Raw genomic sequence first — 22,951 nt, forward strand, 5'->3', positions numbered from 1 at the left:
GCAAGCAAGGCCCTGTGGCGCAGTTGGTTAGCGCGCCGCCCTGTCACGGCGGAGGTCGCGGGTTCGAGTCCCGTCAGGGTCGCAAGACTATAGCTTTGGCATTCGGTTCGGGTGCCTCCGGCCAGGTAGCTCAGTTGGTACGAGCGTCCGCCTGAAAAGCGGAAGGTCGCCGGTTCGATCCCGGCCTTGGCCACCAGTTCGAGAAGGCCACACCCTCAGGGTGTGGCCTTTTTCTCGTGTTCCGGCCAGTCCTTCCGATCTTGGTGTAATCCTGGAACCATGGCTGACTCTGACGACCAGGCGTGGTACTACGACCTGAAGGAACACAAGGCCGTACAAGGTAAGCAGGGCTGGGTCAACGATCGGATGGGCCCCTACCCCGACAAAGCCACTGCCGAACGGGCTTTGGAGATCGCGCGGGCCAGGAACAAAGCCGCCGATAATGAAGACGACTGACCGCTGAGCGCGCCCCGCTGGTGCGCTCACATATCACTCAGGTGTATCGACTAGGGTTTCGGGAGCCAATAGCGACTTAGCGGGAGGGATGAGCCTTGAAGGTGACCGTGGTGGTGCCGACCTACAACGAGCGGGAGAACCTGCCGGTGGCGGTGGAGCGACTCACCGCGCTACCGGTGGCCGACCTGCATGTGCTGGTCGTGGACGACAACTCGCCGGACGGTACCGGTGAGGTGGCCGACAAGCTGGCCGCGGATCTGCCGAATGTGGTGAGCGTGCTGCACCGGACCGAGAAGGACGGGCTGGGGCGCGCCTACATCGCCGGCATCACCAAGGCGCTCGACGAGGGCGCGGACGTGGTGATCCAGATGGACGCCGATCTCTCGCATCCGGCCGAGGTCATTCCGGCCATGCTGGAGAAGCTGGAGACCACCGACGCCGGTGTGGTACTCGGATCCCGTTATGTGCCCGGCGGTTCCACCGCCGAGGAGTGGAAGTGGTACCGCAAGGCGCTCTCGGCCTGGGCCAACTTCTACGTGAATGCGATTCTGCGCCTGGGCGTGAAGGACGCGACCGCGGGATTCAAGGCGTGGAAGGCGGATACGCTGCGCGCCATCGATGTGGCTTCGATCAAGTCCAATGGTTACTCGTTCCAGGTCGAGATGAACTATCGGACGGTCAAAAAGGGCATCAAGATTGCCGAGGTGCCGATCCGGTTCGAAGAGCGCACCCTGGGCGCGTCCAAGATGAGCCTGAAGGTGCAGCTCGAGTCGGCGGCCATGCCGTGGAAGCTGCTGTTCGGCAAGCAGGTCTAGCTCTCGCCCTTCGGCCAGTGCAGCAGCGTGTCGACGAACAGCTGACGCACGGCCTCGACCTCGGCGTCCATATCGGCGGGATCCCAGCCGCTCACGTCGATGGGCGGTAGCACCGCCACGTCCACGACGCCTTTGCGCACGATTGCCGAATTGCGCCACGCGATTTCACCGGCATTGCGGATCACCACCGGAATGACCGGCACGCCCGCCTGAATGGCGATGTGGAACGCGCCCTTTTTGAACGGGCCGATGCGCGGGGTCATGGAGCGGGTGCCCTCGGGCGCGATGACCACCGACAGCCCGCCGCGCAGGGTGTCGACCACGGGCGCGAGCGCGGCCTTGGCGGCCGCCTTGTCGGCGCGATCGATGAAGGTGACCTCCACGAACCGCATGAGCGGGCCGAAGACCGGATTCTTGGTGATCTCCTTCTTGGCGATACCGGTGAATCCGGTGTCCAGCACCTCGGTGAGCACCACGATGTCGAACTGGCTCTGGTGATTGAAGATGAACACCGCCGGTCGCGGCGCACGGGTGTATTCGGCCCCGGTCACGCGGACCCGGACTCCGGAACCGCGCAGGGTGGAGTCGGCGGCGTGCACCAGCATCGAATCCGCCATCTGCCGCCGCTGTTTGGTGTGCGCCTTGGCGGCGACCCCGAACAGCGCGCCGCCCAGCAGGCCGCCGAAGCCGGCGAGGGTGCGGGCGTAGTCGAGCGCAGCCGGCGCCTGCCGGGGGCGGAAATGCAGGACCGGCCAACCCTTTTCGGCGGCCTCGAGCACCACCCGGGGATCCGGATTGACGGCGACGGGCTGCCCGGCGAGCTGGAGCAGGGGCAGATCGGCGGCGCTGTCGGCGTAGATCCAGCTGTGCGACAGGTCGATTCCGTGCGCGTCGGCGAAGCGGCGGACGGCGTCGGCTTTGCCATTGCGCCACAGCGGCTTTCCGTCCACGTGCCCGGTGAGGACGCCGTCCTGGACGCTCATGGCGGTGCACAGCACGTGCTCGATGCCGAGTTCCTCGGCCACCGGCCGCACCTGGTACCGGGTGAGCGAGCTGACCAGCAGCACGGTGTGCCCGGCGGCCTCGTGCTCGCGAATCAGCCGCCAGGCCTCGGGATACAGGTGCCCGTGCACCGTCCGCTCGAACAGCCGCGCGCCGATCTCCTCCAGTTCGGCCTCCGGCACGCCCGCCCAGGTGTACATGGTGTGCTGCAGGAAGCGCTCGTACTCGCCCTCGCTGCGCGCCCCGCGAATGCTGCCGAGCAGGGTGGCGGCCAGGGTGCGCCGGCCGGCGCGGCGGCGCACCATGCGGCGCATGAGGGCGGGCGGGTCGAAGCCGGCCACCACGGTGCCGCCGAAGTCGAAGACCGCGGCGATGTGCGGGCCCTGCGGGCCGCTGCGCACGGACTCGACGGCTTGGTCGAGTTCCATTGCGCCGATGGGTTGTTGGGTGATGCCGACCCCGGGCCGGGGCGGATGCGGTGCGGCCACGGTGTCCGCGCCGGGGGCCCGGTGCGTCACAGCGCGTCCATCCGGTTGGACGGGTCGAGGGTGGCGGCGCGCGAGATGCGGCCGCCGATGGCCCGTAGTTCCGCGGCGAAGCGGGTGCGCCGCGCCGCCAGGTCGGCGGCATTCTCGCCGAGCGTGAGCAGCCCGTGGTTGTCCGCGAGTCGCAGTGCGCTGGCGAACAATTCGGAGGACACCGATTCCGGGCTGTGCAGCCGCTGCTGCAGCAGCATCTGTTTGCCGACGTGCAGGCATTCGTCGATGAACACCTTCTTGTCGATCGGCGTCTCCGGATCGCGGGCGGCCAGCCGTTCGGCGACCACCAATTGCGCGTCGAAGAACGACCGCAGCACGCGGTGCGCCATCATGAATCCGGATTCCGCCAGCTGTGCCAGGATTTCGGCCCCGACGGTGCCGGCGGCGGTGCGGCGATGCCATTCCGGATCCACGCGCAGCATTTCCGCGGTGAGCTGACTGGTGAACTCGGTGCGCTCGGGGAAGAAGAATTCGAATTTGAGCAGGTCCCGCAGCCGGTAGGCGGCCTCCCAGCCGACCCGCAGCTGATCGCCCTCGGTCGCCTCGACGGCGGTGAGAATGGCCAATTCGAGAATGGCGCGGTTGACGAACCAGTGCACGGCGCTGTTGCGGTAGAACGCCGCCTCCAGATGCGCGCCCGCGCCGATGGAGTACACCGGTTCCAGGCCGCCGCGGTAGATGGTCACCACCTTGGCGATGGCGAGCTGTTCGAGCACCACCGCCAGGCCGTGATCGTCACGCAGCGTGGCCAATTCGCCGCTCGGCAGCTCCCGGCCCTCGATATAGCCGAGCACGGGGGCGATGGCCGCGCGCAATTCGTCGCGGGTCAGGGCGCGTTCGTGCACGCCGAGCAGGACCAGGGTGGTGAGGGCATTGACGGTGATGGGCGTGACGGCATTGATGCCGACCGCGACCTCGAAGGCCAGCTGCTGCACCGCCCGGTGCTCGAGATCCTGTTTGTCCGCGGGATCGGCGGTGTCTGGAATCGTGGGCACCGGTTGCGGGCTGAGCGGATCACCGTGTGCGGCAAGCCGATCGCGCGCCGAGAGGGGAGTTCCGAAGCGCACGTACACGTGCCCGGCCGAATGCTGCTGGCTGCGGATGTAGCGCGCCATCCAGGCCAGCCCCTCGGCCTGCTTGCTGCCGCCGGTCTGCTCGTCGGCAATGGCCCCGATCTCGTTGAGCCGCTCATAGGTGATGGAGACCGGCACCAGCATCACATCGTCGATGCGCGCCGAACGCAGCGCTGCCGCAAGGTAGTTCAGCAGTCCGTAGCGCGGCGGCCGCAGCTTTCCGGTGCGGGTGCGCCCGCCTTCGAAGTACCACTCCAGATTGAATCGCTTGGCCAGCAGATAGGCGAAGTACTCCTCGACGACGGCCTTGTACACCTCGTCGTCGCCGAAACTGCGCCGGATGAACACGGTTCCGGTGCGCCGCGCGATCGGCCCGATCGGCCAGAACTTCAGATTGGCCCCGCCCACCACGTGATTGGGCGGGAAGTCGTTGCGCGCCAGAATGTCTCCGAGCACGAACGCGTCGACGTAGGACCGGTGCGAGGGCAGGAAGACCAGCGGATAGCGCCGGTTGAGCGTGCGCAGCCGGTCCAGCCCGCTCTCGTCGCTGTCGACCTTCCAGGTGGAGGCGTGCACCGGGCGCATGGCCTGGGTGAACAGATCCGACACCAGCCGGCTCTGCGCGGCGACCAGCTCCCGCAGGCCCTTCTCCGCGCGCCGGTAGACCTCGCGCGCCTGGGTCCCGGTCTCCTCGGCGATGGCATCGAGCCGCCGCAGGAATTCCGGCGAGTCCAGGATCTCCTCGACCACCAGCCGCGGCACCTTGTAGCGGTCGCCGATGACGGCCCGCTCGGCGCGCTCGAGGGCCACGATGCCCGCGCGCACGATGGCGCGCGCGAAGGCCTCCGGCGCTCCGGCGGCGCCGGGATGATTGGCCCGCAGCTCGCTCAGCCGCGCGGGCTGCCCGGTGAGCACGAGATGCCGGTCCGGCGATTTGGTGATGAGGCGGCGCTGCATGAGCCGGTTGGGCTTGCGCGGATTGGACAGGGTGAGCAGATCGGTGAAGGTGGTGCGCCGCACGCCATCTCGCTCCGGCGGCAGCCACAGCACCCGCACCGGCACCACCAGCGGGTCGTCGCTGCGCCCGACGAGGCGGGTGGTGACGGCCTCGGCGTCGAGGTCGAGCTGGGTGACCGGCGCGCCGGTGCCGAACTCCTGGGCGATGCCGCCCTCGGCCAGCCAGTTGCCGACCAGCTCACGTTCCACGCGGCCGGCGGCGTCGACTAGTGCGACGACCGATCCGGGGGTGGTGGTGGCCTCCGGGAGCCGACTGTCATGATCGAGCATCTTCGTTCCCTCCGCGCGTGAGCCGCCGCAATCCATTCAAGCGGAAACCGCGCCGCGGGGTTGCCGAGTAGGTCAATTCCGGGATCGGAGTGCCGGATTCAGGCGGTGGTCCGGTGCGTGATCAAGGTCCCTCCGCCGCTATCGCAATTTGAAAAGAGGTAATGCTAACCTCACTGCACTGAGTAAGGTAAGCATAACCTTGGAGGAGCGGTGTCGGCCACGGATGAACGGGTACGGCTCGACGGCGAGCAACGGGCCGGCGAGCGCGTCACCGATCCGATCGCGGCCATGGCCGCACTGGCCTCGGCGGATCGCTTCGGCGAATACGTGGTCTACGAACGGCCGGGCTCCTGGGTTTTCGCCACCGCTCCGCTCGGCGGTGTCGAACTCGACGCCGGCGAACTGCGCGTCACCTGGGACGGCGATACCACCGCGGGGCCCTGGTCGGGCAGCCCGGCGCAGGCCGTGGACCGCGCCCTGGCCGGACTGCCGCTCGGCTCGAGCAATGCCTACGGCTGGATCGGGTTCGAATTCTGCGCCTGGTCGCTGGGCGCGACCGCGCACGTGCATCCCCGGGCCACGCTGGCGCAGTTGATGATCCCGCGCATCGAGGCGCGCATCGACGAGGCCGGCGTGCGGGTCTCCGGTGCGACGCCCGCCGAGACCGCCGCTATCCACGAACTCATCGCCCGCTCGCAGGACAGCGCCGTGCCGGTCGCCCATCCGGTGGACATCAGCCTGGACCCGACCGGATACCGCGACCGCGTCGCGGCCGGGGTCGCCGAGATCAACGGCGGCAAGTATCAGAAGGTCATCCTGTCGCGGAAGGTGGATCTGCCCTTCGCCGTGAACGTTCCGGGCACCTACCGGCTCGGGCGCATGCACAACACCCCGGCGCGCTCGTTCCTGCTGCGACTGGGCGGGCTGGAGGCCGCCGGTTTCAGCCCGGAGCTGGTGGCCGCGGTGGCCGCCGATCGCACCGTCACCACCGAACCGCTGGCCGGGACGCGGGCCTTCGGGCGCGGGCACGCCGCCGACACGGCGGCGCGCGCCGATCTGATCAGCGATCCCAAGGAGATTGTCGAGCACGCCATTTCGGTGCAGACCTCCTTCGCGGAGATCGCGGCCGTCGCCGAGCCGGACACCACCGCGGTCTCCGATTTCATGGCGGTGCGCGAACGCGGCAGCGTGCAGCATCTGGCGTCCACGGTGAAGGGGCGGCTGGCCGCCGGCCGGAGCCCGTGGGACGCGCTGGAAATGCTCTTCCCGTCGGTGACCGCCTCCGGCATCCCGAAGGCGGCCGGGGTGGACGCGGTGTTCCGGCTGGATCACGATGCGCGCGGACTGTATTCCGGCGCCGTCGTGACGGTATCGCCGGACGGGGCGCTGGAAGCGACCCTGGTGCTGCGCGCGGTCTACCAGACCGGCGCCGGCGCGTGGCTGCGCGCGGGCGCGGGCGTGGTCGGGCAGTCGCGGCCGGAGCGGGAGTTCGAGGAGACCTGCGAGAAGCTGGGCAGCGTCGCGCCCTACGTCGTCCGGGCCTGACGGGCTCCGATCAGGCGGCCGGGAAACGGAATTCGACGCCGGTCAGTTCTTCGGCGCGCTCCCACAGGCGCTGTGCGGTCTTCTCGTCGTGGGAGGCCGCACTGGAGTCGACCCGCACCGGATGCCCGCGGAAGCCGAGCCACTCGTCCGGGCCGTAGTAGCCGCCGGGCTCGACCTCGGCGGTCGCCGCGAAGAGCGTTGGCAGGGCGCCCATCTCGGCGCTCTGCGCGACCAGGCGATTACCCAGGCCGATGAACTGCTCGAACAGATTCTGGGTCTTGGAGTTGATCTCGGTGGCCGCGTATCCGGGATGCGCGGCCAGCGCCAGCTGCGCCGATCCGGCGGTGTGCAGTCGGCGCTGCAGTTCGTAGGTGAACAGCAGCAGCGCCAGCTTGGTCTGCGCGTAGGCGCCGATTCCGGTGTAGGCGCGGTGTTCCCAGTGCAGATCATCCAGGTCGATGCGGCCGATGTAGTGGGTGTGGCTGGAGACGTTCACCACCCGCTCGGCAATGCGGTCCAGCAGTAGGCCGGTCAGCGCGAAGTGGCCGAGGAAATTGGTGCCGATATGCGATTCGAAGCCGTCGGCGGTGACGCCCTTGGGGACCGCCATGACACCGGCATTGTTGATCAGGCCGTCGGCCCGGTCCACGGTGTCGGCGAAGGCGCGCACCGAGGACAGGTCCGCCAGGTCGAGCGGGCGCACGTGCACGCGCCCGCCGATGCTCTTGGCGACGGCCTGGCCTTTGATCTCGTTGCGGCAGGCCATGATCACGTGGGCGCCTGCCGCGGCCAGCCCGCGCGCGGTGGCCGCGCCCAGGCCGCTGGTCGCGCCGGTAACGATGAACGTCTTGCCGGTCTGGTCAGGGATATTCGATTCGTTCCACCCACCCATAGAAGAACTCTATGGTGTGTGCGCCGTGGCGTCGCGCGGGAGAGCGGTGAGGAAACCCACACCCGCGCAAGGGGAATTGACGCGCGGCCGGTCAGGAATCGCGCAGGGCCTTCTTGTCGATCTTGCCGACGGCGGTGATGGGCAGGGCATCGGCCCGGCGCAGCACATCCGGCAGCTTGTAGGTGGCCAGCCCGCGCGCGGTGAGGAAGGACTTGATCTCCGCCAGGGTCGGCATCTCGCCGTCGACAACCAGTACGGCGCAGACCTTTTCGCCCAGGGCCGCATCGGGCAGACCGACCGCGGCCGCGTGCCGGACGGCCGGATGCGTCAGCAGGTGCTCCTCGAGCTCATCGCAGGAGATGTTCTCGCCGCCGCGGTTGATGACGTCCTTGATGCGACCGGAGACCATGAGGTGCCCGCTGGGCAGCCGGCGCACCAGATCGCCGCTGCGGTAGAAGCCGTCCGGGGTGAAGGCGCGCGCATTGTGCTCGGGGGCACGGTAATAGCCGCGAATGGTGTACGGGCCGCGGGTGAGCAGTTCGCCCTCCGCGCCGTCCGGGACGTCGTTGCCCGCGGCGTCGACGACCCGCACCTCGTCGGCGGGGGAGAGCGGGCGGCCCTGGGTGGTGCAGACGAGATCGGCGGAATCCCCGGCGCGGGTGTAGTTGAGCAGGCCCTCGGCCATGCCGAACACCTGCTGCAGGCGGACTTTCAGCGCGGGCTCCACCTCGCGGGCATTGACCTCGGCCAGGCGCGCGCCGCCCACCTGGAGCAGGCGCAGCGTGGACAGGTCGGCCTCCTCCCATTCGACCGCGGCGCACCAGAGCTGGGCCAGCGGCGGGACGACGGCGGTGACGGTCACGCCGTGCCGTTCGATGGCGGCGAAGGCGTTCTCCGGGCTGGGGTCGGTGGTGAAGGCCATGCCGCCGCCGGTGGCGACGGTGCCCAGAATGCCGGGGCAGGCGAGCGGGAAGTTGTGGGCGACAGGCAGTGTCGCGAGATAGACGTCCTCGGGGCCGAGCTCGCAGACCGCGGCGCTGGCCTTGGCGTTGTAGGTGTAGTCGTCGTGGGTGCGGGCGATCAGCTTGGGCAGGCCGGTGGTGCCGCCCGAGACCAGCATGAGGGCGATATCGGCGGCGTCCGGCTCGGGCAGCGAAGTGCCGTCGGCGGGAACGGAATTCAGGGCGGTGTGGCGGCCGGGCTCGCCGAGCACCAGGATGTGCCGCAATGTGGGCGCGGCGGCCGCGACCTCATCGGCCAGGACGCGATAGTCGAAATCGCCTACGCGGTCGGCGATCACGTACGCCGCCGCGCCGGAAAGCCTGGTGAGGTGCTCGATTTCGGCCCGCCGGTGCGCGGGCAGGGTCAGGACCGGAATGATCCCGGCGCGCAGCAGGCCGAACAGCACCGCCGGGAACTCGGGCACGTTCGGCAGCTGCACGACGACGCGGTCGCCGGGGGCGATGCCGAGCGCCAGGAAGCCGTGCGCCATCCGATCGGCCGCCGCATCCAGTTCGGCGTAGCTGATGTGCTCCCAGTCGGTCAGCACCGCCGGGCGATCCGGCCACTGCCGGGCGGCATCGCGCAGCAGCTCGCCGAGCGGGCGGCCCGCCCAGTACCCCGCCTGCCGGTAGCTCGCGGCGAGATCGGTCGGAAAGGGCACGAAGCCGTCGCGGTGGTCCGCGGCGGCGGTACGGATCGAATTCACAGCTCTGGCCTCTGGCGAGTAAGGATGCGATTACATAGGTTAGGCAACCCTATCTCAATCCAGTACGCTGCTGCCAAACACTTCCGGAAATCCGGAAACCCAGCGGCGTGCCCGCCGCTCCGAACAAGGAGTACCAGCGGAAATGGAGTCAGCCCAGGCCTCCGGATCGCCCATTGCCCTAGATGAGATCCGCACCGCGATCGCCGGTCACCTCGGCCTCGCCCCGGACGAGATCGCCGATCACGCCGACCTCATCCAGCTCGGCCTGGACTCCATCCGCACCATGAAGCTCGCTGGCTCCTGGCGCAAACGCGGTTTGGCCGTCAACTTCGCCCAACTCGCCGCCGAACCCACCGTCGCCGCCTGGCACCGCCTGCTCGGCGGAACCGGTGACGCGGCCACCGCTGACGAGCAGCCGAATCCGCTCGGCGCATCGCTTCCGGCCGCCACCGTCCCCGCGGAGTCCGCGCCCGCGGCCGGATCCGGACCGAGGGATGCTGCCACCGCACACGCGAACCGCGGTGCCGCCGCGAGCGCTCGCGGTGCCGCAGCCGACGACGGTGACGCGATAGCCGGTCCGAGCATGGATGCCGCGAATACCGTCGTGGTGGAATCCAATTCGAGTGCCGCGGAGTCGCGGACGGCAGACGGCTCGCCCGTCCTCGTCGATGACGGCAGCCCGTTCGCGCTGGCGCCCATGCAGCACGCGTACTGGATCGGGCGGTCCGAGGGACAGGAACTCGGGGCGGTCGCGGCGCATCTGTACGTCGAATTCGACGGGGCGGGAGTGGACGCGGAGCGGCTGGGCGCGGCCGTCGAGGCGTTGGTGCAGCGGCATCCCATGCTGCGCACCCGATTCCTGCCGGACGGCACCCAGCAAACCCTCGACCGCCCCGGCCGCCCGGTGTGGAGCGTCACCGATCTGCGCGACGCCGCGGCCGCCGAGGCCGAGCGAGTCCTGGAAGAGCTGCGGGACAAGCGCACTCATCAGCTGATGGCGGTGGAGGACGGCCAGGTCGTCGATATCGCCCTCACCTTGCTGCCGGAGGGCCGCACCCGCCTGCATCTGGACGTGGACATGCTCGCCGCCGACGCCATGAGCTACCGCATCCTGGTCGCCGACCTCGCCCGCCTCTATCACGGCGAGCAGCTCCCACCGCAGACCTACACCTTCCGCCGGTACCTCGCCGACCGCTCCGGACCCGCGCCAGAGCGCGACGCCGACCGCGCATGGTGGCAGCAACGACTCCCGGAACTCCCCGGCGCACCCGAACTTCCGCGCGCAACCGCGATCATCGCCGGCTCCGCCACCCGCGGTAGTGACGCTACCGCCGCCACCGGCGCGGCATCGAATTCGGCGGCCGCGAGAGGTGCAGGGGCAGTGGGTAACTCGGCTGCGACCGCGGTAGGCACCAGCGCGCCTTCCGCTACATCGCCAGACCGTTCGGCGGCCGCACATGCTGCCGGGTCAGCGAGCATTTCAGCTGCGGCCGAAGTGTTCACCGGCGGCGGAATCGCCGAGGTTGCGCCCGCCGGAGCGACCGGCGCGGAGAGAACTGGTTCGCCGGCCGCTGGGGTGGGAGAGGCCGGGGGCAATGCCGCGCGCACCGTTCGCTTCCATCGGTGGCTGGCGCCAGAGGCGAAAGCGCGCATGTTCGCCGCGGCCCACTCGCGTGGTGTGACTCCGGCTATGGCACTGGCGTCGGTGTTCGCCGAGACCATCGGCGGGTGGTCGGCGCAGCGGCGGTTCCTGCTGAATCTGCCGTTGTTCCATCGGGAACCGGTGCACCCGCAGGTGGATGGGGTGGTCGGGGACTTCACCTCCTCGGTGTTGCTGCAGGTCGATGTGACCGAACCCGCCACCGTGACCGAGCGGGCGCACGCCCTGCAGCGCGAATTGCATGCCGCCGGTGCGCATTCCGGCTATGCGGGGTTGGAGGTGCTGCGCGATCTCGGGCGTCAGCGCGGGGAGCCGGTGCTCGCGCCGATCGTTTACACCAGCGCCATCAACCTCGGTGAGCTGTTCGCCGACCGGGTCACCGACACGTTCGGCGATCCGGTGTGGATCATCTCGCAGGGCCCCCAGGTGCTGTTGGACGCGCAGGTCACCGAGGTGCGCGGGGGTCTGCTGCTGAACTGGGACGTACGGGAGAACGCTTTCCCGGCGGGCATGGTGGAGAGCATGTTCGCCCGCTACATCGACGCCGTGCTGCGTCTGGCGGGCACCGAGGAGGCCGCAGGCGGCCGTGGCGGTACCCGCGACGCGGGCTGGGAGGCCGATGCGGCCGTGCGGATTCCGGTGGAACAGGCCGTGATTCGCGCCCGCGTCAATGCCACGGACGGGCGCGTGAGCGGACGCACCCTGCACGCGGGACTTTTCGCGCACGCGCGCACGAGTCCTGATGCGCCCGCGGTGATCTGGGAGCAGGACCACCCTGCCGCCCCCACGTCGGGCACGAGTCCCGCCCGTCATCCCGGCGTGCTCTTGGCCGGGATTTCCGGCAGCGCGGTGGATTCCGGCCAAGAACACGCCAGAATGACAGGGAGAACTTCCGGCCGGGCGGCGGGCAGTCGTGGCGATGCCGCACCCTCGGGTTCCGTCGCCTGTGTGCTGACCTACGGTCAGCTCGCCGCCGAGGCGCTGGCGGTGGCCGGTGCGCTGCGGGCGGCGGGGGTGCGGCCGGGTGATGCGGTGGCCGTGCAGTTGCCGAAGGGGCCGGATCAGATCGTGGCTACCGTCGGTGCGCTGGCGGCCGGGGCGGTGTACGTGCCGATCGGGTTCGATCAGCCCGCCGCGCGGCGGGCCGAGATCCTGCGGACCGGTGGCGTGGTGGCGGCTGTGACGGCCGGTGCCGAGGTGCCGGAGGTGCGGACGCTGGCGCTGGCCGAGGCTCGGGTGTATCCGGAACCGTTGGCGGAGCCGGTGTTCCCGGATCCGGAGGCCATCGCCTATGTGTTGTTCACCTCCGGATCGACCGGCAAGCCCAAGGGTGTGGAGGTGCCGCATCGGGCGGCCATGAACACCATCGACGATCTCAATGAGCGCTTCGAGATCGGTGCGGCCGATCGGGCGTTGGCCTTGTCGGCACTGGAATTCGACCTGTCGGTGTACGACATCTTCGGTTTGCTGAGTGCCGGCGGCGCGGTGGTCGCCCTCGACGAGGCGCAGCGTGGTGAACCTGCCCGCTGGCTGGAACTGGTGCGGCAGCACCGGGTTTCGGTGCTCAACTGTGTGCCGAGCCTGCTGGACATGCTGCTGACCGCCGCGGCCGGACAGGACCTGGGCAGCCTGCGCATGGTGATCCTGGGCGGTGACTGGGTGGATGTGGCGCTGCCGGGCCGCTTGGCGGCGGTGGCCCCCGGGTGCCGCTTCGCGGGGTTGGGCGGCGCCACCGAGACCGCCATCCACTCCACCATCTGTGAAGTGGTGAATGCCGAAGTGCCGAAGGAATGGTCGGCGGTGCCGTACGGCACGCCGCTGCGGAATGTGCGATGCCGCGTGGTCGGTCCCGCCGGGCACGACTGCCCGGACTTCGTGTCCGGGGAACTGTGGATCGGCGGCGACGGCGTGGCCGCCGGATACCGCGGCGATGCCGAGCGCACCGCCGACCGGTTCGTCACCCACGAGGGCGTGAACTGGTACCGCACCGGCGATCTCGCCCGCTACCTGCCCGACGGCACCCTGGAGTTCCTGGGCCGCGTCGACCATCAGGTCAAGATTCGCGGCTACCGGGTGGAGCTCGGCGAGGTGGAGAGCGCGCTGCGCGGTCTGCCCGGCGTCCGGCACGCCGTTGCCGCCGTGATCGGTTCGTCCGCACCGAAACTCACCGCCGTCGTGGTGCCGGTGGACGGCGTCGCTCTCGAGGTGGACGCGCTGCTGACCGCCGCCGCGGACCTGCTGCCCGCCTATATGATTCCCACCCGGGTCGAACTGCTGGCCGAACTGCCCTTCACCTCGAACGGCAAACCGGATCGCAAGGCCATCACCGCGCTGCTGTCCGCCGGGGATCAGGCCGGTGAATTCATCTCCCCCCGAACCGATCTGGAGCGCGCGCTCGCCGATATCGTCGCCCTCGTCCTGGAGCGCGAGCAGGTCGGCGTGACCGACGACTTCTTCGCCCTCGGCGGCGATTCGGTGCTGGCCACCGCCGTCATCGCCCGGGTTCGGGACTGGCTGGATTCCCCCGACGCCGTGGTGTCGGACTTCTTCGCCGCCCGCACCGTGGCGGGTCTGGCGCAGCGTCTGCTGGATCGCGAGCAGCGGGCGGGCGCGACCGGCCGCCTGGACGCGGTCGCCACCCTCTACCTGGAGGTGGCGGCCATGTCCGACGACGAGGTGCTCGCGCACTCCTGAGCTCTGGAAAACGCGATCCCCGTGCCCTTTTCGCAGGGCACGGGGACCTGGGCGTACCGGATCAGTGATCCTTGGGCAGCATGCAGCCGCCATCGAGAATGCCGAGATCGTGCAGCAGCTGGTAGCAGGCCGGATCGTCGGGCAGCACCCAGTGGAAGCCCTCCAGGAAGAACACCGCGACCAGATTCACCACGATGATCAACGCGCAGAACCCGATCGCCAGCTTGCCGATCAGGTGATGCGGGGTGTCCGGGATCCTGGTGTGCGCGGTCGGGTACGAGAACACCAGCACCACACCGATTGTCGTGATCGCCGCCACGAACAGGATCAGCGCCCACACATACAGGTGCAAGCCGAGCACCGCCCCGCCATAGCCCGGATCGCCGGGCAGGATGTGCAGCATGGTCTGCCGCCAGGCGGCGAACCCGCCGCCGAAGCAGCCCACGATCGCCAGGCCCCAGCCGACCGCGTAATCGCGCGGCGCGATGGATCCGGTCATGCCCTTGCGCACGATGTACACCCCGCCCAGCGCGGCCAGGAACATGAAGTAGCGCTGGATCATGCACAGCGGGCACGGATAGTCCCAGGTGAGGAATTGCACGCCGAGTCCGCCGCAGACCACGCCCGTCCAGCCGATGATGAAGATGACGGCGAGCCAGTACTGCAACTGCCCCAGCGGGCCGCCGCCGTCCTCCGTGGCGCCGGTGCGCTCGGCCGGGGTGGCGGTCACCATGTCAGACCCAGGCCGAGGCCGCTGGTGATGTGGTACTTCAACAGCGCGCACACGGCGAAGAACGCGATCCACCAGCCCCACAGGATGGTGCGGCGGGGACTCTGCTTGTAGATGAGATACAGAACGCACAGCAAACCCGCGAGTATGAGCGTGTCCATAGTCGCGGACGCTACAGCTTCACCTGGTCGACGCCATCGATGTCGGGTTTGACACGCCGTCGGCCAGACCCGGTTCGCGGGCAATGGCAATTCGAGAGCAATTAGGGGTTCGAAAAGAGGCTCAGCGGTCTGCCGCATCCCCACCTAGACTCGATCGCGTGAGCGGTTGGGACATCTCGGACATCCCCGATCAGAGCGGCCGGACGTTCGTCGTCACCGGCGCCAACAGCGGCCTCGGTGCGGTCACCGCGCGGGCATTGGCCGGCAAGGGCGCGCAGGTGATCATGGCCTGCCGCAACGAGGTGAAGGCGCGGTCGGTGGCCGATGCCATCGGCGCGGGCGCGCAGGTGCGCCGCCTCGATCTCGCCGATCTGGCCTCGGTGCACGAATTCGCCGACTCCATCGACTCGGTGGACGTGCTGATCAACAATGCCGGCGTCATGGCGGTCCCGCTCGGGCGCACCGCCGACGGCTTCGAAATGCAGATCGGCACAAACCATCTCGGCCATTTCGCGCTGACCGGCCTGCTGCTGCCCAAGGTCCGCGAGCGCATCGTCACCCTGTCCAGTGGCCTGCACTCCATCGGCAAGATCGATCTGCACGACCTGAACTGGGAGCGCCGCCGCTACCAGCGCTGGGCCGCCTACGGCCAGTCCAAACTGGCCAACCTGATGTTCGCCTACGAACTCCAGCGCCGCCTGACCGCTTCCGGCTCGGACAAGCTGTCCCTGGCCGCCCACCCCGGCTACGCCGCCACCGACCTGCAATCGCACACCGAGTCCATCCAGGACAAGCTGATGGCCATCGGCAACAAGGTCTTCGCCCAGAGCGCCGAAATGGGCGCCCTGCCAACCCTGTTCGCCGCCATCTCCCCCGACGTGGCGCCCGGCCGCTTCTACGGCCCCACCGGCTTCATGGGCCAGCGCGGCTACCCCGGCCCCAGCGGCTCCACCGCCGCCTCCCGCGACGAGGTGACCGCCCGCCGCCTGTGGGAGCTGTCGGAGCAGCTGACCAAGGTCAGCTACTCCTTCAACCGCCGCTAGCGGCGGCCGTCAGCCAACCCGCCACACCTGGACGGTGTGGTCGTAGCCGCTGGACGCCACATGGATGCTGTCCGGCGCCCAAGCCAGCGAGCTCGGCAACCTCTGACCGGAATAGGTGAAGACCTTTTCGCCGGTCGGGCCGCGCACCTCTGTGCCGTCGCGGCCGGCGATCGCGATGCGTGTGCCGTCCGGGGACCAGGCGAGGGCAGCCGTTTCGGGGATGTCCGGCTCGAAGGTCATCTCCACCTTGCCCGTTGTGACATCGATGATCTCGATGTCGCCATTGGGGCCGGTGTCGGCGGCGACCCGCCTGCCGTCGGGTGACCACGCGACCGCGTCCACCCTGAGGGCGCCGTTGAACACGGCCGTTGCCGTCGAACCGCCGGTTACGTCCCAGATCTGTACCGAGCTCGAACCGAGCACCGTCGCGCCGCCACCGCCAGAGGCGATCCGGGTGCCATCCGGTGACCAGGCCACCGCCGACACGATGTTCCGATGGCCCTCGTAAACGCGGTCCTGTTGCAACGTGGCAGCGTCCAGCAGCAGCATCTTGCCGCCCGCGGTGCCTACCGCGAGTCGCTTGCCATCCGGGGACCAGTCGATCGCCCAGACGGCGGTGGCGGAGGCACCCGGCGTCATGGCGACAGTGGTCTCCCCGGTGTTGGCATCGCAGATGCGGAGTGTTCCTTTGGTATCCGCGGCCGCCACTCGCGTGCTGTCGGGCGACCAGTCCAGCGACCTGACGAACGATGGGAACTTCTCGCACTCGACTACCGGCTCGCCGCTGGTCGCGTCGTAGACATGCAGCGTTCCGTTCTGCGAGCCGGAGGCGATGTGCTTGCCGTCCGGTGACCAGCCGACAGACAACACCACGTCACCGTGGCCGCGATAGGTGAACGGCGCGAACGCCGGAAGGTCGTTTGCCTTGTCGCCGGTGCGGAGCAGGGCGACTGCCACGGCGGCCGCCACGATCAGGATCAGCGCCATCCCGCCGATGATCACCGCCGGTTTCCCCCGTCGGCGTGAAACCGGTTCGGTGTCTTGCTCATTGGTATCGGTACTCATGCGAAATGATCGCGTCCGGATCCGGGAACGCAACCGCGGGGTGTGATCTAGGTCTATCGCGCGGACTTGCGAACCCACCCGGGCGCGCTGCCGCAGTAGCGTGAATTTCGTGGACGCGACGGTGTTTCCGGGCAGTGCGCGAGTGTCCGATGAGTGGACCTCTATCCCGGATAGTGAGACGACATTCCAAAATGTGTCGGCGCCCACACGCACGATTCGTCATTTCTGGTACTGTCCCGGGCATGCAGCGCGCGTATTTCTGGTTTAGCCAGCCGGCCCCGGGTGGGTCGAGCGGCGTGAACCTGCGCTGACTTCTTCCACCCCGAGCCGGATTACAAGACCGGCTCCGAGGGATTTCCGAAGCTCTCACCCGTGGGCCGGCCTGAGAAAAGGAACCCACGATCATGACCCTCGCCGCCGATCTCGACTCGCATGCCGACCTCGACGACCAGCGCACTCTCAGCGTGAGCCCGTTGCGCTCGCCGCGTGAGGTGCGCGCCTCCCATCCGATCAACGATCTGCTCGCCGAGACCGTGCGTGCCGGGCGCAAGGCCACCGTCGACGTGCTCAATGGCGATGACGACCGCCTCATGGTGATCGTCGGCCCGTGCTCGGTGCACGACACCGAGGCCGCCATGGAGTACGCGCGCCGGCTCGCGGTCAAGGCCGCCGAGGTCTCCGATCGGCTGCACGTGGTCATGCGCGTTTACTTCGAGAAGCCGCGCACCACGCTGGGGTGGAAGGGCCTGATCAACGACCCGCACCTGGACGGCAGCTTCGATATCAACACCGGCCTGGATCTCGGCCGCCGGCTGCTGGTCGACATCACCGGGCTGGGTCTGCCGGTGGCGTGCGAATTCCTCGATCCGATCACCCCGCAGTACATCGCGGACCTGGTCTCCTACGGCGCCATCGGCGCGCGGACCGCGGCCAGCCAGGTGCATCGCCAGCTGTCCTCGGCGCTGTCCATGCCGGTGGGCATCAAGAACGGCACCGACGGCGATGTGCAGGTCGCGGTGGACGGCGTGCGCGCCGCGGCGGCCAGCCACGTGTTCCCCGGCACCGATCTCGACGGGCGCTCGGCGCTCATCCGCACCGCGGGCAACCCGGACTGCCACGTGATCCTGCGCGGCGGCAGCAACGGCACCAACTACGACGCCGCCTCCTGCGCGGAAGCCCTGCTCCGCCTGGAGAAGTCGGCGCTGGCACAGCGCCTGGTGGTGGACGCCAGCCACGGCAACTCCAACAAGGATCACACCAAGCAGGCCCTGGTGGTGACCGATATCGCCGAGCGCATCGCGCAGGGCGAGAACACGGTGGTCGGTCTCATGATGGAGAGCTTCCTGGTCGGCGGCCGCCAGGATCTGACCCTCGGGCACTCGGAGGATCTGACCTACGGGCAGTCCATCACCGACGCCTGCCTGGACTGGGACACCACCGCCGCGCAGCTCGACCGGCTCGCCGACGCCGTCGCCCGCCGTCGCGCCGGCAGCAACTGAAAGGGACGGAAGCCCCTCGTCATCCCGGCATGCTTTTGGCCGGGATCCACTGCAGAACGGTGGATTCCGGCCAAAAGCGCGCCGGAATGACGATGACTGCGCGCCGGAATGACGATGACTGCGCGCCGGAATGACGATGACTGCGCGGCGGAATGACGATGACTGCGCGGCGGAATGACGGTGGTGCGGTGAGCACTCAGTGCGCGCGCGGGGTGGCGATGACACACAGGAGGTCGCCGGAGGAGACGGCGTGGGCGTCGAATCCGGCGGCTTGCAGGTGGCCGGACAGTTTGCCTGGCAAGGGTTTCGGGCTGGTGTCCGCGCCGTCCGGATCGCCGTAGCCGTAGGTGAGGTAGAGGGAACCGCCGGGGGAGAGCAGCTGACGGATCAGAGCGAGTTCGGTTGCCGGGCTGCGGGTCCAGAAGAGGTTCACATTGACGGCCAGGATCTTGTCGAAGGCCGGAACGGCCTCGCTCAGCACGTCCGCGGGGCGCAGGTCTTCCAGCGCGATCGGGAGCAGTCGCAGCCTGCCCGAATCGATCAGGGCGGCATGGCGTTTCGCGGAGCGGGCGACGGCGGTGGCGGAGCGGTCGATGGCGGTGACCCGCCCGCTGGTGAGCACCGCCGCGAGATGGGCCACGGAAGGGCTGGTGCCCGCGCCTATTTCGAGGATGTGGTCGGCGGGGCGCACCTCCATGGTCGCGACGATCCAGTCGAAGCGGGCTTCGCTTGCCATGCGTCCCTTCCTTACACGCCGGCGGGCCAATCCGTGGCGGGTCCCGGCGGATCGGTGAACAGACGCCCGGCGATCCAGCTGTCGCGGCGCACGCCGCGCTGCACGCAGCCGCCGCGGAGCAGGCCCTCGTAGTGGAATCCGGCGCGGCGGGCCACCGCGGCCGAGGCGTGATTGCCGGCGATGGCGCGCCATTCGATGCGTTCCAGGCCCAGCCAGGCGGGATCGAAGGCGGCCCGGCAGACCAGGTTCACCGCCTGGGTCATGAGGCCGCGGCCGCGCACGGCGGGCGACATCCAGAAGCCGATCTCCGATGACGCATCGTCGCGGCGGGTTTCGCTGGGGCCCAGGCCGATCATGCCGACCACCGGCGCTCCTTCGCCCAGGCGCAGGGCCCAGGTGGGGCTGCGCCCGGCCCAGCCGGCGGTGACGATGTCGTAGACGAATTTCTCGGCGTCGGCGCGCTGATAGGGGACCGGCATGGTGGTCCACCGCCCGATCGACGGTTCCTGGCAGCACGCGGTGATGGTGTCGATATCGTGCACCGTCGGCGGCGACAGCCGGATGGCGTCGTTCCAGAGCGCTTGCGGGTCCATCGAGTCATGCTGTCACGGAACGGTGCGGCGGCGCATCGTGTTTGTCCGGGTCCGGTGTGGGCGGTCCGGGGCCCGGCCGTAGGATCGATCCGATGGTTGCCGCTCTTCTCGCCGACTTGTTCGAATCACATCGGCCGCATCTGCTCTCCGTGGCCTATCGGCTGACCGGCAGCGTGACCGATGCCGAGGACGCGGTCCAGGAGAGCTGGCTGCGCCTGGCCGTGGCGCGCCAGCACGAGATCGAGGATCTGCGCGCCTGGCTCACCACCGTGGTCGGCCGCATCTGCCTGGACCGGCTGCGCAGCGCCGCGGTGCGGCGGGAAAAGTATGTGGGGCAATGGCTCCCGGAGCCCATTGTCACCTCGGCCCTGCCGTCCAGCAGCCCCGATCCGCTGGCGGCGGTGGTGCGCAAGCAGGACGCGCGCTTCGCCGCCCTGGTCGTGCTGGACACGCTCACTCCGCCGCAGCGTGTCGCCTTCGTGCTGCACGAGGGTTTCGCCGTGCCCTACGACGAGATCGCCGACATTCTCGACATCTCCACCGAGGCGGCCCGTCAGCTGGCCGCGCGGGCGCGCAAGGCCTTCGCCCGGACGCCGGACCCGGTGCCGGACGAGGAGCACGCCGCCGTGGTGGGGCAGCTGCTGGCGGCGCTGAACTCCGGTGATGTGGATGCCGTTGTGGCACTGCTGCATCCGGAGGTGCACACGGTCGGCGATGCCAATGGCACCACCTCCACGGCCATCAATGTGGTGGCCGGACCGGAGAAGAACGCCCGGCTGTGGCTGGGGCTGCGGACCAAGCTGGGCTTCGATGTGCCGGAGCGGGCGTCCGGATTCGAATTCGTGCTCGTCAACGGGCAATTGGGGGTGCTGGTACACGAACGTGCCCCCGAGCACGGCTATCCCGGCAATCCGATGCGGGTGTACGGGTTCACCGTGCACGAGGGCAAGGTCTGGGGCATCTACGATCTGGTCAATCCGGCGAAGCTGAGCGGAATCCGGCTGCCGCACTGACCATCTGGCCCGGATGGATCAGGGATAGGTGACGCCGGAACCGGTTCCGCACTCCATGCCGCCGGAGAAGGTGACCGAGCCGGTCGGCACGCAGTTGCCGATGCCCGAGCCGGTGCCCGAGCCCGAGGGCGGGAAGCTGGAGCCGAAGCCGGTGTCGGCGACGAATTGCACGGCGAGCTGATGAACGAAATCGACCGCGAGCGCTGGATGCAGCAACAGGTCTATGAACGAGGGCATTGTTCGCCCCTTTCGCGAAAACCGCGGATAACGGTGTGAGATAAAACACCGGCAGGCTAGCTGCCTGTCGGGCAATGCGCAATGAGCCTGGTAGAGCGGGTAATTCAAATGTGAAACATAGATGTTCGCTATGATGTCGCAACCATTTCCGCCGGTGGACTATCCTCCGGACATGCCGTCGCACATCCCCACCGTCGCCCGCCTGCGTCCCTTCGCGTCGACGATCTTCGCGGAAATGACCGAACTCGCCGTCCGCCACGGTGCGGTCAATCTCGGCCAGGGCTTCCCGGACTCCGACGGCCCCGCCGGCATGCTCGAGGTCGCCCGCCAGGCCATTGCCGACGGCCTCAACCAGTACCCGCCCGGCCGCGGCATGCCGGTGCTGCGCCAGGCCATCGCCGCCGACCGCGCCCGCCGCTACGGCGTCACCTATGACCCGGACAGCCAGGTGCTGGTCACCGTAGGCGCCACCGAGGCCATTGCCGCCACCATCCTCGGCCTGGCCGAACCCGGTGACGAAGTGGTCCTCATCGAGCCCTACTACGACTCCTACGCCGCCGCCATCGCCCTCGCCGGCGCACAGCGCCGCACCGCCCGCCTGGTCCCCGACGGCGACGGCTTCGCCCTCGACCTGGACAGCCTGCGCGCCGCCATCACCCCCAAAACCCGCCTGCTGCTGGTGAACTCGCCGCACAACCCCACCGGCGCCGTGCTCTCCCGCGCCGACCTCACCGCCATCGCCGAACTCGCCATCGAACACGACCTGTACGTCATGGCCGACGAGGCCTACGAACACCTCGCCTTCGACGGCCACGAACACATCAGCCTGTCCACCCTCCCCGGCATGTTCGAACGCACCGTCACCATCTCCAGCGCCGCCAAAACCTTCAGCGTCACCGGCTGGAAAATCGGCTGGGCCTGCGCCCCCGCCCCCCTCCTGGACGCCGTCCTCGCCGCCAAACAGTTCCTCACCTTCGTAGGCGGCGGCCCCTTCCAGCCCGCCGTAGCCCACGCCCTCGACAACGAACAGCAATGGGTGGCGGCCCTCCGCGACACCCTCTCCGAAAAACGCCTCCGCCTCTCCGCCGCCCTCGCCGAAGCCGGCTTCGCCGTAAAACGCAGCGACGGCACCTATTTCGTCTGCGCCGACATCACCCCCCTCGGCGCCACCGACGCCTACGCCTTCTGCCGCGAACTCCCCGAACGCCTCGGCGTAGCCGCCGTCCCCGTCAGCGTCTTCGCCGACGACAAGGCCGCCTGGAACCGCCTGGTCCGCTTCACCTTCTGCAAGAAGGAAGAAACCATCGCCGAGGGCGTCCGCCGCCTCCGCGCCGGTCAGATCGCCGCCTCCCCGCACTGAAACCCGGCACCCGCGGTGAGATCCGCAGTTGGACAGTCGATCACCGGGAACTGGTGGCGGCATTTCGCGAGTAGCCGCCGCCACCAGTTCCCGGTCGGCGTCGTTTCGGATTAGCGGCTGGGGGTGGGGGCTGCAGGCCAGCGGCTGTCGACTGGACCGCGACAGGGGTGCGCGGGGTCGGCCACGATCGAAGGCATGATCGAGACGACGGCGGTGCTCGGAGTGGCGGCGGCGGCGCTGGGGATGGTGCTGACGCCCGGGCCGAACATGATGTATCTGGTGTCGCGCACCGTGTCGCAGGGGCGGCGGGCGGGGATGGTGTCGCTGTCCGGGGTGGCCGTCGGGTTCGCGGTGTATCTGGCCGCGGCGACGGCTGGGATCACGGCGGTGTTCGCCATGGTGCCCGCGCTGTACCTGGCTCTGAAACTGGCCGGTGCCGCCTATCTCGGGTGGCTTGCCTGGAAGGTGTTGCGGCCGGGTGGGGTTTCGGCCTTCACGCCCACCGAGTTGCCCGCCGATCCCACCCGGCGGCTGTTCACCATGGGGCTGGTGACCAATCTGCTGAATCCGAAGATCGCCATCATGTACATGGCGCTCATTCCGCAGTTCGTCGCGCCCGATCACGGGCAGGTGTGGTTGCAGAGTCTGGCGCTGGGAGCGGTGCAGATCGTCATCGCGCTCACGGTGAATTCGCTCATCGTGTTCGGGGCGGGCACTGTTGCCGGTTTCCTTGCGGGACGGCCGCTCTGGCTGCGGGCGCAGCGCTATGTCACCGGATCGGTGCTCGGTGCCATGGCCGCGCTGGTGGCCACGGACAAGGCGCGGCCGGTGGCGGCCTGACGG

General features: G+C 69.0%; 19 protein-coding genes and 2 tRNA genes. 11 read left to right on the forward strand and 10 right to left on the reverse strand.

The window, feature by feature from the left end:
• The first annotated feature begins 8 nt into the window (after positions 1-8).
• The 4 genes from ACFVIV_RS01435 to ACFVIV_RS01450 all read left to right on the forward strand — a co-directional run bounded on the left by ACFVIV_RS01435 (position 9) and on the right by ACFVIV_RS01450 (position 1,271).
• Positions 9-82, forward strand: a tRNA-Asp gene (locus ACFVIV_RS01435).
• 37 nt (positions 83-119) lie between these two features.
• Positions 120-196: transfer RNA gene (locus tag ACFVIV_RS01440), tRNA-Phe, on the forward strand.
• Between the two features lie 83 nt (positions 197-279).
• Complete coding sequence (locus tag ACFVIV_RS01445) at positions 280-456, forward strand: hypothetical protein (protein ID WP_379192684.1); 177 nt, start codon at positions 280-282, stop codon at positions 454-456.
• Positions 457-569: 113 nt separating this feature from the next.
• Positions 570-1,271, forward strand: a complete 702-nt coding sequence (locus ACFVIV_RS01450; protein ID WP_379193104.1) for a polyprenol monophosphomannose synthase — start codon at positions 570-572, stop codon at positions 1,269-1,271.
• On the opposite strand, the gene ACFVIV_RS01455 is transcribed toward ACFVIV_RS01450, so the two are convergent.
• Complete coding sequence (locus tag ACFVIV_RS01455; RefSeq protein ID WP_379192686.1) at positions 1,268-2,791, reverse strand: HAD-IB family hydrolase; 1,524 nt, start codon at positions 2,789-2,791, stop codon at positions 1,268-1,270. The genes ACFVIV_RS01450 and ACFVIV_RS01455 overlap by 4 nt on opposite strands.
• Positions 2,788-5,172, reverse strand: a complete 2,385-nt coding sequence (locus ACFVIV_RS01460) for a glycerol-3-phosphate 1-O-acyltransferase (RefSeq protein WP_379192688.1) — start codon at positions 5,170-5,172, stop codon at positions 2,788-2,790. The genes ACFVIV_RS01455 and ACFVIV_RS01460 overlap by 4 nt, the downstream gene beginning before the upstream one ends.
• A 210-nt stretch (positions 5,173-5,382) precedes the next feature.
• Between ACFVIV_RS01460 and ACFVIV_RS01465 the strand changes: the two genes are divergently transcribed.
• The gene (locus tag ACFVIV_RS01465; protein ID WP_379192690.1) at positions 5,383-6,717 is read left to right on the forward strand and encodes a salicylate synthase; all 1,335 of its coding nucleotides are present in this window, start codon (positions 5,383-5,385) and stop codon (positions 6,715-6,717) included.
• A gap of 10 nt (positions 6,718-6,727) precedes the next feature.
• On the opposite strand, the gene ACFVIV_RS01470 is transcribed toward ACFVIV_RS01465, so the two are convergent.
• Entirely contained in the window at positions 6,728-7,609 is an 882-nt protein-coding gene (locus ACFVIV_RS01470; RefSeq protein WP_379192692.1) for an oxidoreductase, read from the reverse strand.
• Positions 7,610-7,700: 91 nt separating this feature from the next.
• On the reverse strand, positions 7,701-9,317 hold the full coding sequence (locus ACFVIV_RS01475; RefSeq protein ID WP_379192694.1) for a (2,3-dihydroxybenzoyl)adenylate synthase: 1,617 nt from the start codon (positions 9,315-9,317) through the stop codon (positions 7,701-7,703).
• 142 nt (positions 9,318-9,459) lie between these two features.
• On the opposite strand from ACFVIV_RS01475, the gene ACFVIV_RS01480 reads away from it, so the two are divergent.
• Positions 9,460-13,671, forward strand: coding sequence for an amino acid adenylation domain-containing protein (locus tag ACFVIV_RS01480; RefSeq protein WP_379192696.1), 4,212 nt, complete (start codon positions 9,460-9,462; stop codon positions 13,669-13,671).
• A gap of 61 nt (positions 13,672-13,732) precedes the next feature.
• Here ACFVIV_RS01480 and ACFVIV_RS01485 read toward each other — a convergent pair whose 3' ends face one another.
• Together ACFVIV_RS01485 and ACFVIV_RS01490 are read right to left on the reverse strand one after the other, a co-directional pair.
• Positions 13,733-14,404 carry a disulfide bond formation protein B gene (locus ACFVIV_RS01485; RefSeq protein WP_379192698.1) on the reverse strand — a complete coding sequence of 224 codons (672 nt, stop codon included), beginning with the start codon at positions 14,402-14,404 and terminating at the stop codon, positions 13,733-13,735.
• The gene (locus ACFVIV_RS01490; protein WP_379192700.1) at positions 14,398-14,562 is read right to left on the reverse strand and encodes a DUF5993 family protein; all 165 of its coding nucleotides are present in this window, start codon (positions 14,560-14,562) and stop codon (positions 14,398-14,400) included. Before ACFVIV_RS01490 ends, ACFVIV_RS01485 begins: the two co-directional genes overlap by 7 nt.
• 158 nt (positions 14,563-14,720) lie before the next feature.
• On the opposite strand from ACFVIV_RS01490, the gene ACFVIV_RS01495 reads away from it, so the two are divergent.
• A complete protein-coding gene (locus tag ACFVIV_RS01495; RefSeq protein ID WP_379192702.1) occupies positions 14,721-15,605 on the forward strand; it encodes an oxidoreductase in 885 nt (294 codons plus the stop codon).
• Between the two features lie 9 nt (positions 15,606-15,614).
• Here ACFVIV_RS01495 and ACFVIV_RS01500 read toward each other — a convergent pair whose 3' ends face one another.
• Entirely contained in the window at positions 15,615-16,670 is a 1,056-nt protein-coding gene (locus ACFVIV_RS01500; protein ID WP_379192704.1) for a WD40 repeat domain-containing protein, read from the reverse strand.
• Between the two features lie 404 nt (positions 16,671-17,074).
• Here ACFVIV_RS01500 and ACFVIV_RS01505 point away from each other — a divergent pair, with 404 nt between their 5' ends.
• Positions 17,075-18,169: a 3-deoxy-7-phosphoheptulonate synthase gene (locus ACFVIV_RS01505; protein WP_379192706.1), complete on the forward strand. Its 1,095-nt coding sequence runs from the start codon at positions 17,075-17,077 to the stop codon at positions 18,167-18,169.
• 196 nt (positions 18,170-18,365) lie between these two features.
• On the opposite strand, the gene ACFVIV_RS01510 is transcribed toward ACFVIV_RS01505, so the two are convergent.
• Positions 18,366-18,905 (reverse strand): SAM-dependent methyltransferase, encoded by a 540-nt coding sequence (locus tag ACFVIV_RS01510; RefSeq protein ID WP_379192708.1) that lies wholly within the window; start codon positions 18,903-18,905, stop codon positions 18,366-18,368.
• 11 nt (positions 18,906-18,916) lie between these two features.
• Positions 18,917-19,498: a GNAT family N-acetyltransferase gene (locus ACFVIV_RS01515; RefSeq protein WP_379192710.1), complete on the reverse strand. Its 582-nt coding sequence runs from the start codon at positions 19,496-19,498 to the stop codon at positions 18,917-18,919.
• 92 nt (positions 19,499-19,590) lie between these two features.
• Here ACFVIV_RS01515 and sigJ point away from each other — a divergent pair, with 92 nt between their 5' ends.
• Positions 19,591-20,511 (forward strand): RNA polymerase sigma factor SigJ, encoded by a 921-nt coding sequence (gene sigJ / locus ACFVIV_RS01520; protein WP_379192712.1) that lies wholly within the window; start codon positions 19,591-19,593, stop codon positions 20,509-20,511.
• An 18-nt stretch (positions 20,512-20,529) separates the two neighbouring features.
• Here the strand turns inward: sigJ and ACFVIV_RS01525 are convergent, their stop codons facing one another.
• Entirely contained in the window at positions 20,530-20,748 is a 219-nt protein-coding gene (locus ACFVIV_RS01525) for a hypothetical protein (protein ID WP_379192714.1), read from the reverse strand.
• Positions 20,749-20,920: 172 nt separating this feature from the next.
• On the opposite strand from ACFVIV_RS01525, the gene ACFVIV_RS01530 reads away from it, so the two are divergent.
• Positions 20,921-22,108, forward strand: a complete 1,188-nt coding sequence (locus ACFVIV_RS01530) for a pyridoxal phosphate-dependent aminotransferase (RefSeq protein WP_379192716.1) — start codon at positions 20,921-20,923, stop codon at positions 22,106-22,108.
• Between the two features lie 195 nt (positions 22,109-22,303).
• A complete protein-coding gene (locus ACFVIV_RS01535; protein WP_379192718.1) occupies positions 22,304-22,948 on the forward strand; it encodes a LysE family translocator in 645 nt (214 codons plus the stop codon).
• Positions 22,949-22,951: the final 3 nt, after the last annotated feature.

The sequence above is a fragment of the Nocardia sp. NPDC127526 genome, assembly GCF_042672265.1.
Taxonomy (GTDB): Bacteria; Actinomycetota; Actinomycetes; order Mycobacteriales; family Mycobacteriaceae; genus Nocardia.

Bases quoted from the DNA above. Each gene is read 5' to 3' on its own strand.
- ACFVIV_RS01485 (WP_379192698.1), bottom strand. From the start codon at position 14,404: ATGGTGACCGCCACCCCGGCCGAGCGCACCGGCGCCACGGAGGACGGC.
- ACFVIV_RS01535 (WP_379192718.1), top strand. From the start codon at position 22,304: ATGATCGAGACGACGGCGGTGCTCGGAGTGGCGGCGGCGGCGCTGGGG.
- ACFVIV_RS01510 (WP_379192708.1), bottom strand. From the start codon at position 18,905: ATGGCAAGCGAAGCCCGCTTCGACTGGATCGTCGCGACCATGGAGGTG.
- ACFVIV_RS01480 (WP_379192696.1), top strand. From the start codon at position 9,460: ATGGAGTCAGCCCAGGCCTCCGGATCGCCCATTGCCCTAGATGAGATC.
- ACFVIV_RS01515 (WP_379192710.1), bottom strand. From the start codon at position 19,498: ATGGACCCGCAAGCGCTCTGGAACGACGCCATCCGGCTGTCGCCGCCG.
- ACFVIV_RS01470 (WP_379192692.1), bottom strand. From the start codon at position 7,609: ATGGGTGGGTGGAACGAATCGAATATCCCTGACCAGACCGGCAAGACG.
- ACFVIV_RS01525 (WP_379192714.1), bottom strand. From the start codon at position 20,748: ATGCCCTCGTTCATAGACCTGTTGCTGCATCCAGCGCTCGCGGTCGAT.
- ACFVIV_RS01505 (WP_379192706.1), top strand. From the start codon at position 17,075: ATGACCCTCGCCGCCGATCTCGACTCGCATGCCGACCTCGACGACCAG.
- sigJ (WP_379192712.1), top strand. From the start codon at position 19,591: ATGGTTGCCGCTCTTCTCGCCGACTTGTTCGAATCACATCGGCCGCAT.
- ACFVIV_RS01530 (WP_379192716.1), top strand. From the start codon at position 20,921: ATGCCGTCGCACATCCCCACCGTCGCCCGCCTGCGTCCCTTCGCGTCG.
- ACFVIV_RS01460 (WP_379192688.1), bottom strand. From the start codon at position 5,172: ATGCTCGATCATGACAGTCGGCTCCCGGAGGCCACCACCACCCCCGGA.
- ACFVIV_RS01490 (WP_379192700.1), bottom strand. From the start codon at position 14,562: ATGGACACGCTCATACTCGCGGGTTTGCTGTGCGTTCTGTATCTCATC.
- ACFVIV_RS01500 (WP_379192704.1), bottom strand. From the start codon at position 16,670: ATGAGTACCGATACCAATGAGCAAGACACCGAACCGGTTTCACGCCGA.
- ACFVIV_RS01445 (WP_379192684.1), top strand. From the start codon at position 280: ATGGCTGACTCTGACGACCAGGCGTGGTACTACGACCTGAAGGAACAC.